The organism is Deltaproteobacteria bacterium CG11_big_fil_rev_8_21_14_0_20_42_23 (assembly GCA_002796345.1).
Lineage (GTDB): Bacteria > UBA10199 > UBA10199 > 2-02-FULL-44-16 > 2-02-FULL-44-16 > 1-14-0-20-42-23.
This window is the reverse complement of record PCXC01000060.1, coordinates 1-11,273: the sequence shown is the minus strand read 5'-3', so window position 1 is coordinate 11,273 and position 11,273 is coordinate 1. Positions and strand designations below refer to the sequence as shown.

The 11,273-nt window shown below is 43.2% G+C and carries 9 protein-coding genes and 1 pseudogene; 7 read left to right on the top strand and 3 right to left on the bottom strand.

The window, feature by feature from the left end:
* Positions 1 to 6: 6 nt before the first annotated feature.
* Complete coding sequence (locus tag COV43_07155; GenBank protein PIR25052.1) at positions 7 to 309, bottom strand: hypothetical protein; 303 nt, start codon at positions 307 to 309, stop codon at positions 7 to 9.
* A 6-nt stretch (positions 310 to 315) separates the two neighbouring features.
* Here COV43_07155 and COV43_07150 point away from each other — a divergent pair, with 6 nt between their 5' ends.
* Genes COV43_07150 through aspA form a run of 5 tightly spaced genes read left to right on the top strand, consistent with a single transcriptional unit; the run spans position 316 to position 5,300 of the window.
* Entirely contained in the window at positions 316 to 663 is a 348-nt protein-coding gene (locus COV43_07150; GenBank protein ID PIR25051.1) for a hypothetical protein, read from the top strand.
* 14 nt (positions 664 to 677) lie between these two features.
* Positions 678 to 1,295, top strand: coding sequence for an MBL fold metallo-hydrolase (locus tag COV43_07145; GenBank protein PIR25050.1), 618 nt, complete (start codon positions 678 to 680; stop codon positions 1,293 to 1,295).
* Positions 1,226 to 3,151: a bifunctional homocysteine S-methyltransferase/methylenetetrahydrofolate reductase gene (locus COV43_07140; protein PIR25049.1), complete on the top strand. Its 1,926-nt coding sequence runs from the start codon at positions 1,226 to 1,228 to the stop codon at positions 3,149 to 3,151. Before COV43_07145 ends, COV43_07140 begins: the two co-directional genes overlap by 70 nt.
* 15 nt (positions 3,152 to 3,166) lie before the next feature.
* Positions 3,167 to 3,874, top strand: coding sequence for a hypothetical protein (locus COV43_07135; protein ID PIR25048.1), 708 nt, complete (start codon positions 3,167 to 3,169; stop codon positions 3,872 to 3,874).
* Between the two features lie 31 nt (positions 3,875 to 3,905).
* Positions 3,906 to 5,300, top strand: coding sequence for an aspartate ammonia-lyase (aspA, locus tag COV43_07130; GenBank protein PIR25047.1), 1,395 nt, complete (start codon positions 3,906 to 3,908; stop codon positions 5,298 to 5,300).
* Between the two features lie 203 nt (positions 5,301 to 5,503).
* Here the strand turns inward: aspA and COV43_07125 are convergent.
* Positions 5,504 to 7,404, bottom strand: a pseudogene (locus COV43_07125) (D-alanine--D-alanine ligase).
* Positions 7,405 to 7,443: 39 nt separating this feature from the next.
* Positions 7,444 to 9,105, bottom strand: coding sequence for a sodium-independent anion transporter (locus COV43_07120; protein ID PIR25046.1), 1,662 nt, complete (start codon positions 9,103 to 9,105; stop codon positions 7,444 to 7,446).
* Between the two features lie 46 nt (positions 9,106 to 9,151).
* On the opposite strand from COV43_07120, the gene COV43_07115 reads away from it, so the two are divergent.
* Positions 9,152 to 9,331, top strand: a complete 180-nt coding sequence (locus COV43_07115; protein PIR25045.1) for a hypothetical protein — start codon at positions 9,152 to 9,154, stop codon at positions 9,329 to 9,331.
* A 512-nt stretch (positions 9,332 to 9,843) separates the two neighbouring features.
* On the top strand, positions 9,844 to 11,184 hold the full coding sequence (locus COV43_07110; protein PIR25044.1) for a hypothetical protein: 1,341 nt from the start codon (positions 9,844 to 9,846) through the stop codon (positions 11,182 to 11,184).
* The last annotated feature ends 89 nt before the right edge of the window (positions 11,185 to 11,273 follow it).

Below are 11,273 nucleotides of genomic sequence, written 5' to 3'. Positions count from 1 at the left end.
GCGTGTTTATTCGAACTTTTTTTGTCTGACAAGCAACAATTTGGCAAAATCAGGCTCCATCGGTGTTTTCAGGCGACGGCCTTTGTATACATAAAAAATATTATTTGAAATCAACGGGTTAAAGACTTGTAAACCATTTTGTACTTTTTGGGGCCGTAAAGAAAAAGGGGCTTCTTTTGCTGGTGTGCAGTTTTCCGAAAAAAACAGATCATTTTCACTAACGCTTTGACAAAAGCGGCTAGTGGAATAAAGTGCCGGCTTATGTCCAAGGTCATTCCCATTTTTTCGAAGCGAATTTTTGATAAGCAAAGCGTTATGGAGCTTGTTCCTATTTTGGAACGCATTACAAAACAAACTTTCTCCAAATTTGGACAGTTGAAAGAAGAGTTGAGATGGATTCCCAAGGGCGAGCCTTTGTATGCGCAGATCAGCGACGAGCTTGAAGATTTGGTTGAAGCGTGGGCGCTCAAAATGGTGAAGCTTGGATGTTCACCGCGAGGTTTGTGGCAAGTAGATTTCGATGCTAAAGATGGGCGCTACTCTTGGAAAAAAGGAAATATATCAGCGTTGTTTATTCCTCATCAACAAGATGATCTTGATCCCTCGCTTGAACATATTGCAGACACCCTTTCTTCATCGTTTCCTCCACCGCCATTTTTTTAGATTGAGATTGTTCTATGAAGAAAATAATCCTCACACAAATTCCTGTTGGTCACATGCAAAACTTTGCGTATGTGCTTGTTGATGCTGCTTCGAAAAAAGCAGCTGTTGTTGATCCGGGATGGGATGCCGAAAAAATTATTTCAGTTTTGGAAGAGGGCGGCGCAGATCTTTCCGCTGTATGGCTTACCCATACACACTTTGATCACGTAAAAGCTTTGCCCGGAATTTTAGCCTACAAAAAAGTTCCTGTGTATGTGCACCCTCTTGAAAGAGAAATGCTGAAGCTAGAAAATGCTGATGTGCAAGATCTTTCGGATGGTTTGCATCTGCAACTTGGTGAAGCTCAAGTGACATGTCATCACACGCCAGGGCATTCACCTGGCATGATTTGCTTCGAAGGTGAAGATTTTCTCATCACCGGAGACATGCTGTTCATCGATGCTTGCGGGCGAGTTGATCTTCCAGATTCAAATCCAGAAGACATGCAAAGATCACTTGAAAAACTACGAACACTTTCAGACGAGCTCATAGTTTATCCGGGTCACGACTATGGAGAAACTTCATGTGCACGTTTGGGGGAACAGAAAAAAACAAATCCTTTCTTACAACACAACGTGAGAATGAAAGGCTAAGTTCAACGATGAACTTTTTAGAAAAACTTCAACATGGCATTTTAGCTGATGGTGCAATTGGAACCGAGCTCTACAAAAGTGGAGTGTTTGTGAACCGTTGTTACGACAGCTTAAATCTGCAAGAGCCAGCAAGAATCAAAGCTATTCATCAAGTTTATTTTGATGCTGGCGCAAGATTAATTGAAACAAACACGTTCACTGCAAATCGGCTAGCCCTTGCAGAGCACGGTTTAGAAGATGATCTTGAAGCTATCAATGCTGCTGGTGTGCGGCTTGCCAAAGAAGTTGTGGGTGAGCAAGGCTTTGTAGCTGGTGCCATGGGTCCCATTTCTTGGTTTCAAAAACAGGGTGGCGACGCGCGCGCGAGCAAGGCTATTTTTGTAGAGCAAGTAAGTGCGTTATCCAAAGCAGGTGCCGATGTCATTTTGCTGGAAACATTTTTAAGCCTTGATGAACTTGCGCTTGCACTTGAAGCGACTAAGTCTGTCACTTCACTTCCGGTGATGTGTCAGGTTTCGCTGAAGTTTACGAGCGACGAAGAATTTGAAGGCTTGCAGCCGGAAAAAGTGGTGAGCTTTTTGGAAGAGCGCGGCGCAGATGTTATCGGCGTCAACTGTTCCGACGGTCCCATTGGAATTTTTGAAGCCCTTAAACGCATGAGCGCTGTGAGCAACACTCCGCTCTCGGCCATGCCCAATGCGGGAATGCCAAAGATGGTACAAGGCCGCATGTTGTACATGGTGACGCCGGAATATATTGCAGAGTATGCAAGGCGCTATGCGCAGCTTGGGGTAAAGCTCATCGGTGGATGTTGCGGAACAACGCCAGAGCATATTCGTGAAATGGCCAGATTTTTAAAAGGTGTTTGGACAGAAAGTGCCAGAGAAATTCCTTCGTCCCAAAAAGAATCAAAAAGTATTGTTTCCGAAAAAAATGAAGCAAGACCAGCAATTGCCACCGCAGAAAAAAGTCCTTTCGGTGCGAAAATCGGAAAGGAATTTTTGATTTCAGTTGAAATCGAACCGCCCGCAAGTATCCACCCAGACAAAGCCGTAGAGGGAGCGCGTATTTTGAAAGAGATGGGTGTGAATGCGGTAAATATTTCTGATGGTCCTCGTGCAATGGCGCGCATGAGTGCGGTTTCGCTTTCTATGATTTTGAAAGAGCAAGTTGGCATTGAAACCATTACACATTATTGCTGCCGCGATCGAAACTTGCTTGGCATGCAAATGGACTTGATGGGCCAAGCTGCGCTTGGCTTGAAAAATTTGATGTTGATTACGGGAGATCCTCCAAAGATGGGGCATTACCCAGATGCAACTCCGGTTTTTGATTTGGATGCCATTGGTTTGATTCGAGGCGTTTCCCATTTGAATCAAGGTTTAGATTTTTCAGGTAGGCCTATGAAAGATCAAACCAGTTTTCTCATCGGCTGCGGAGTGAACCCTGGTGCGGTTGATCTGGATCTTGAAGCTGAACGGTATCGCAGAAAAGTGGAAGCTGGTGCCGAGTTTGTGTTTTCTCAACCAGTGTACGACATCAAATTATTAGAAACGTTTTTGGGAAAAATTAAAAATGTAAAACCCATTCCATTTTTTGTGGGAGTGCTTCCACTTGCATCTCTTCGAAATGCAGAATTTTTGCACAACGAAGTTCCTGGCATGCAAATTCCAAATGAGATTATGAAGGCCATGCAGGCAGCAAGCACTAAAGAAGCGCAACGTGAAGTGGGGCTTGAAATTGCGCGAGATGCGCTTGTTGCAGCAAAGTCAATTTCCTTTGTACGTGGAGCTTATGTTTTTCCACCGTTTCGCAGTTATCAGGCAGTTGAAAAATTAATTGAAGTGATTCGGTAAAAAGAGGAAAACAAAATGAAAAAAATAAAATACATTTTCTTTTTAGCTTTTCTCACCACTTTGTTTTCTTGCGGAACATCTTCCACTGTTTCAACCGAAACGGAGAGTATGAATTCAACTGTTTCTTGCACTCCATCAGAAGCGACTGCGACATATGAAGTAACTTTCAATGCAACCTGGTCTGCAGATACACACCCAACTGACTTTCCTGCCAATGCTCATTTTTCGAGATTGATAGGTGGCACGCACAAAAGTGACGTGACTTTTTGGAAAGAGGGAGAGCTTGCTTCGGAAGGTATTGAAGCGATGGCCGAAAGAGGCTCTGTTACAGATTTAACCGCCGAAATAAACGCAGCTATAGCTGCGGGCACCGCAGAAAGTGTTCTTTTGGGATCTGCTATAGCACTGTCTCCAGGTTCAACGAGTTTCACTTTTCCTATTACAAGCGACTATCATTTGGTGACTCTTGTTTCGATGGTTGCTCCAAGTCCTGATTGGTTCGTTGGTGTAGAATCTCTCGATCTTTGCGAGAATGATAGTTGGGTTGCAAGCAAAACTGTTTCACTTGAACCTTATGATTCTGGAACAGACAGCGGTGTTACGTTTCTTTCTGCAGATGATGATACTTCCCCAGCAGAGGAGATTGCAGAAATTACGGGAGATCCATTTTTGAATGAAGGAAGCGTTGCTCCACTCGGGACGTTTACATTTGTAAAACAGTAGGTTCTAAGTCGAAAAATTTAAAGAGGAACATATGACAAAAACACGTATTGAAGCTGATTCTATGGGCGAATTTAAAGTCCCCGCTGATGCGCTCTATGGGGCTACTACAGCGCGGGCGGTTGAAAATTTTCAGATAAGTGAAAAACCATTTCCAAAAACATTCATTCAAATGTTTGCTGAATTAAAATTTGCATGCGCAAAAGCAAATGAGCAATTGGGAAAACTAGATAAAAAACTTTCACACGAAATTCAAGAAGCAGCAAAGCAAGTTGCCGAAGGAAAATATTACGAACATTTTCCAATCGATGTTTTTCAAACTGGCTCTGGAACTTCAACCAACATGAATGTGAATGAAGTGATTGCGAATATTGCAAATCTGAAATGTGGAAATGCAATAGGCAGTAAAAAACCTGTACACCCAAACGATCATGTGAACATGGGCCAGTCTTCAAATGACACGATGCCAACGGTGATTCATTTAGCCGCAGCAAAACAAATTAAATCTGAATTACTTCCTGCTCTGTCTGGTTTGCAAAAAGCTTTAGAGAAAAAGGCAAAAGAGTTTGATGACATTATTAAAATAGGTCGAACGCATTTGATGGATGCAACCCCCATCCGGCTTGGCCAGGAAATAGGCGGGTTTGCGGCTCAAGTAAAACATGGAAGACTTGCCTTGGAAAAAGCACTTCCTTCTTTGTATGAACTTGCACTTGGTGGAACTGCCGTTGGTACCGGTATTAATACGCATCCGCAATTTTCGAAAAAAGTGTGCAAAGTGTTGGCAGAGCGTACTGGTTTGGAAGTGCGCGAAGCTGAAAATCATTTTGCAGCGCAAGGTGCAAAAGATGCCTGTGTTGAAGTAAGTGGAGCGCTAAAACTTGTTGCTTCGGCCTTGCTCAAAATTGCAGATGATATCCGCCTGCTCGCAAGTGGCCCCAGAGCAGGGTTTGCCGAGCTTGTGCTTCCAGCTTTACAGCCTGGTTCTTCCATTATGCCCGGAAAAGTAAACCCAGTTATTCCTGAAGTGGTTACGCAAGTTGCCGTGCAAGTGATCGCCAACGATCTTGCCATTACTTACGGTTCTGCGCTTGGTCGTTTAGACTTGAATGTGTTTATGCCTCTTATTGCCTGCAATCTTCTTGAAAGCATTCAGTTGCTTGCCAATGCCGCGAAGGCTTTTGATAAAAAGTGCATTGCTGGTTTAGAAGCAAATAGAAAGCGTTGCGAAGAATTGGTGGAGCAAAGTTTGATGCTGGCAACGCCACTTGCGCCGCACATTGGCTACGACAAAGCCGCTGCTCTTGCAAAAAAAGCGCACAAAGAAGGAAAAACAATTCGGCAAGTTGCCACTGCGGAAAAAGTTTTACCTGCAACAGAGTTGAAACACTTACTTGATGTGAGTGGGATGACGACCCCTCAAGAGTAACTCTGGGAATTGATTTTGAATTGAGGGCGAAAAATTATCTTTTCCTTTGCTCGCTTCGCATCTTCTGCTCAAGCGCCGCAGAAGATGCTGCCGTTGCAGCCTCCATATTTTTTTCTGGCTGTAGCAGATATGAAGGCTGCAAATGGCCGCTCCGCAAAGGAAAAGATAATTTTTCGCCCGAGTTGAAAATCAGTACCGCTTCGTTAAGATTTAGTTTTGATTCGTTCTCTTGCTGCGTTTAAAATCATGTTGAGTAAATCGTTGTACTTCAATCCTTTGAAACCTGCCATGATATTGAGTTTTCCGTCCCAACACCAACCTGGATTTGGATTTACTTCTAGCAATTTAATCACGCCGTTTTTGTCAGCTCTAAAATCGAAGCGTGCGTAATCTCTGCATTCAAGTCGTTCGAAGAGCAAAGCTGAGGCATCAATAAGACGCCGCTCGGTTTCTTCATCTAGTTTTGCTTGGTGGTGGCTAATGTTGGTCCAATAAGGAGAATCGGGGAGCCACTTCGATTCATACGAAAGAATTTTCGGAAGGTTTGCAGGAAGTTTGCTGTAGTCAACTTCTAGTAAAGGAAGTGCTTCAAGTTTTCCTGGGTTTCCAATGAGGGCAACACTGTATTCGGTTCCCTCCAAAAATTCTTGAATGAGAAGCGGAACTCCGGGAAATGTTTGTCGCAAGTAATCAAGATAACTCATGAGCTCGATGGCATTGTGCACAACGGCATCTTTGGTGATGCCAAGTGAAGAGTCGCCCAAATTTGGTTTGAGCAACGCCGGAAAAATTGAAGGCAAGTTTGCGGCTTGATCGTTGGGATCAAAATACGTTTCTTGAGGCACCGGAATTTCAAGCCCGTTTGCAATATGCCGAATGAGAGCCTTGTTGTAACAAAGTCCCAAACAAGCAGGGCCAGCGCCTGTGTAAGGTATATCAAGCATTTCCAGCAGTGCAGGAATGTGAAGTTCCGAAGTGGCTTTGTTTTGATAGCCTTCATCGCAAAGATTGAGGACAAACGATGGAGGATTTTTGCTGAGTTCGGAAATGAAATGTTTGTGCGAGCTTAAATACTCAAATGAAAAAGATTCGAGCTGTTCTAAATGTTCCTTTAAACTTTCGATGGTAGCAAGATCTTCTTCGTTGAACTTTCCATCACGTTTTACGCTATCAGAAAGTTGAGGATCACCAAGCAAGACCGTGATTTTTTGCAGAGCATCCGGAGCTTTTTTGGGGATGTTTTGCTTGATGACATGCGCCGAAATGTGAAGGCGGTTTGCCATCATGTCCAAATCTTGCCCTCTGCTAGATTCTGCTGAGATGTTTCCGTGATATTGCACATTTTGAAATCCAACGTGCTCCAATGTTTTTTTAATGTGTTCGAAATCATAAAGTCGTTCGGCATAAAACTGATCAGCAATCACGCCAAGTTCAGCGTGGGTAATGATTTCCCGCGAAATGATACGTTGCTTGTCACTTGTGAGCGAACGCTCTCTGCAGACAAAATAATTTTGATCTAGCCATTCCCAAGAACGAGGTTCGAAATGATTTTGCATCCATTTTCCATCAACAAGATCGAGAAAAATTTTTCCTTCGGTTTTTAAAACTCGTTTAATTTCGCCCAGCACTGCAAGATCATCTTCTTCACGCTCAAAATATCCAAATGAATTTCCCATGAGATAAATACAATCCATGGTATCTGATTTAAGTTTTATGTTTCTTGCATCTCCCTCAGAAAAACTTGGCCGGATTTCACATTGCTTTGCCCTTTTTCGAGCAAGTCTAATGAGATATTTTGAGCGATCAATTCCAGTGACGTGCTTAAACCCACGGCTGGTAAGCTCTAGCGAGTGCCTTTCTTGGCCACAGCAGAGATCGAGAAATTTATTTTCTTTCCCCATGCCTGTATGCCGAAGCAAGAGATCAACTTCTTTTACGGTATTTGCTTTATTCTCAACTACATCACCATCGGTTTTGAGATAGAGGTGAATTAAAAAGAGTTATTCCACCACTCTCTTGGAAGATGACGTTCTAAATCTGAAATAGGCCCCAAAGTTCGTTGAGGTTTTTGAAGTGGCGTAGCAGTTTTTTTAGCAGCAGGTATTTTTTCTAAAAGTATATGTGCTCCTTTGTGAGCGGGGGGTTATTTTTTTGTTACTAAATCTTTAGCTGCTGAAAGTGCATCTTCGAAATGATCGAAAATATTTTTCTCCCCAATTTTTTGCGCGATGCCACTTTTTCTTAAAGTGTGAAGAACTCTTCCGTGAATTCCCGAGAGGAAAAAAGTGGTTTGATCTATCTTCGCTTTGTGAGTCACGTCCTCTAAGGCTTTAAGCGCACTAGCATCTAACGTCATGATGTGACGCATGCGCAAAATCAATACTTTTGGTTTTTTCTGAATACGATCTAGCGTTTCTTTAAACTGGTAAACCGCACCAAAAAACATAGGGCCATACACTTCGAACACTTCAATCTCTTGCGGAATATTGTGAAGTTGTTTGAAGTTTTCTTTTTCATTTATGTTTGCATCGTCAGTAAGATGAGTTGCCTTTGTATTTTCAGACATATGTTTCATAAAGAGAAGCGCCGCAAGCACTACGCCCACTTGAATAGCCACGATGATGTCCACGAAAACCGTGAGGAAAAAAGTGCTGAGCAGCACAAGCACATCAGACTTTGGCGCTTTCAAAATGCTAACAAAAAGTCTCCACTCACTCATGTGATAAGCCACCAACATCAAAATAGCGGCAAGAACTGGCATGGGAATAAGCCCGGCCCATTTTCCAAAACACATCATGATGACCAGAAGCGTGACGGAATGAACAATGCCCGCAATAGGAGTTTTCCCTCCATTTTTTATATTGGTTGCCGTTCGTGCAATTGCACCCGTTGCTGGAAGACCTTGGAAAAAAATTGAACCGATATTTGCCAAGCCCTGTGCCACCAGCTCCATGTTTGACCTGTGTTTCCCGCCAGTCATCCCATCGGCAATCACCGCCGAAAGCAGAGATTCAATGCCGGCCAAAAGGGCAATGCTGAGTGCAGGTTGAAAAAGCTGCTTGCATAATTCCCATGTGACGTGAGGAAAATGTGGCATGGGAAGGTGAGTTGGAATTTCTCCAAATCGAGACGTGATGCTTGCAATATCTAAGTGTGCAAAATGAACAACAAGCGGTGCCAAGAACACAGCCACGAGAGAAGCCGGAATTTTTTTTGTGATTTTTGGAAAAAAAATCAAGATAACTAAACTCATGATGCCGATGAAAGCCGAAGAAAAATCAAGAGTCTGAAAATGCTGAAAAAGAGTTACGCATTTTGGCCAAAATTCTGAAGGAAGATTTCCAGCAACCTGCAAACCGAAAAGATCTTTAATTTGAGAAGTAAAAATAATGAGCGCAATACCCGAAGTAAAACCAATTGTGACAGGATAGGGAATAAACTTAATTACGTTTCCAAGCCGAATCACTCCCATGCAGATGAGCATGGCGCCAGACAAAAGAGTTGCGACAGCTAAACCATCATAACCATATTTGGTGATGATCCCGTAGATAATAACAATGAAGGCGCCGGTGGGTCCGCCAATTTGCACACGGCTTCCGCCAAAAAACGCAATCAAAAATCCGCCAATGATAGCGGTGTAAAGCCCTTGCTCGGGTCTGGCACCAGAAGCAATGGCCAGTGCAATGGAAAGCGGAAGTGCAATGATAGCAACAATAACGCCGGCAAGAAGATCTTTAAAAAAAAGCTGAGAAGAATATCCTTCTTTAAAAACGCTAAAAAGTTTTGGAATAAGACGCGTGCGCATGAGCTTGCTCATTTCGTAAAAGGTTTAAGAAGAGAAGGGGAAGAGCATGAAAGCCTTCGCATATGAAGCCACAGAATGTAGCTTCAAGTTGTGCGTCAGCTTACGCCTCTTCTTTATTTGGTCAAGAGGAAAACTGAAGAAGAAAAATAATTTTTTAGCTCACACTTTTTTGTGGGAAGATTTTTTGTTCTGCGCTAGCTTGCCGCTCGCCAGCTGCAGTTTTTGAAGCGTTTCCCAAGGGAACGTTTTCTACGAGAGGGGGTGTAGTATGGCAAAGAAAATGTTGGGGATGTTTTTGTTTTTCGTTCTCGCAATGAGCGTAGTCGCATCACAGGTAAAAGCAGAAGACCAAGGTGACGATTGTGCTTGTGGTGTAGATGAAGAAGGCGTTTGTCTTCCGTGTGACGAAGAATAAGAAACACCAAAAATGAAACGAGAAAGCCTGATGCATATTCAGGCTTTTTTGTTTTTGAGGGCAAAGGAAAGAAGCGTTGAATAATCTGTGGAAAAGCTGTGGATATGGGCGTTGCCTTAGGCTGTTCCCGGGAGGGATGACGTCAAGAAAATGGGGTGTTTTGGCCCTATTCTTGAGTTAAGAGGAAGGGGAGAAAAGAAAGGGTTGGTGGGAAATTCATCTAACAAGCTGAAAAGTAAAAGTTTTTTTTAGGCCCCACAAAAAAGAAAGGTTGTTAAGGAACAGAATTTTTGGTATACTCTTTGCTCTTATAAGGTCTGGTCATGAAAAAAAACCTTCTCATTTTATCGATCTTTTTACTCAGCGCCTGCCATAGTCAGCAAGTTGGCACACAAGAACCCACTTGGTTTCAGCTGAATGTCATCAATCCTCTTTTTGGAACTCTTGAGCCTGAAAATGGAGCGTCACTTGCTCCTGCAGAAGACGAGAGGCGCGTTGATGGTGGTGGGGTTGAGCCTTCTTCTGCGGATCTTGGTCTCGATGAAAATGAGGGAGAAGTTTTTCCGCCCGCGCTAGTTCCTGTTGCGCCACCTGCACTTGGAGGAGATTTTTCTGGAGGAAGGCCAAAAGTTTCGATTTCTTCTTTGTTTGAAAATTATAGTAACAATGGAGAAATCTCCCCCGGAAACTTTAGCAGCTATAACTTCAATGAAGAAGCCCCAGAGGTTTTACCACCAGCCGCAAATATATATCATGCCGCAGCAAGACCCGTTTCAGAATATACTCTTCGCCTCTCTTTAAAAAATATGTGTTTTGACGGCAGTGACTATTGTCATCAGCATTTGCCGTTTTCGTATTGGCTAAAAATTTCACGCTATGCAGATAGCATTTCTTTTTCATATGCAAATTTTCCTCGCGAGGAAGATGTAAGCTCACTTCAAATGATCAACAATTTCTATCCGCAACTTCCGTTGTTGGCTCAGGGATATGTGCTTCCCCTTATTTATGGGGACCAAATGCTCAATGAGTATGATCCTCGAAAACGAGCAACAACAAGTATCCGCACCTTTGCAGCTCCTGATCAGTGGGCGCTTGAGGTGGAAGAACAACTGGGAAGAGTGGGCACCGCAGTAACGCAAGATCAGTTGGTGCGAGGTGCGGGAAGATCTGGAAGAGATGTTCCTTTTAATTATCCCATTCGTTTTTATACTTTTTCTGAAGTGTTTCCAGGACAAAAACAATTTCAATTCGATCGCTACTGTGTAAAGCGCGATCCAACAGCGCCAGAAGCTTATGCAACAGCAGGAAGTTTGCAGTTACCCCAGTTAGACCCAAATCTTTCTCTTTCATATTACGACACGATTCCCGGTGGAAGTACTTTTCGAGAGGTGCAAGGAAATGTGATGCAGTTTTTGGGAGTTGGAGAGAGAGGCTATTATCAAAACAGCAATGGAGTGCGTGTTCCCTTTGAAGCAAAGTGGAAATCGTTTCAAGATGGAAGCGCTGTTTCACATCCAGTGCGTTCTCCAGAATCAATTGCCATTCAAGATGCTGCCTGTTTTCAAATCGATCCTTCAAAACCAGCTGCAGGAACAGTTATTGCCTCGGCATTGAAAGGACAAATCGATTTTTTCAAGGCAGATGGCATTATCACTGATAACTAGTTCCCCCTGAAAAACCCATTTTTTCAAGATAGCGGACCTTGAGCGGTGTGTTTTTTCGGAGGCTCAACAAAAATCAACCTCAAAAAATG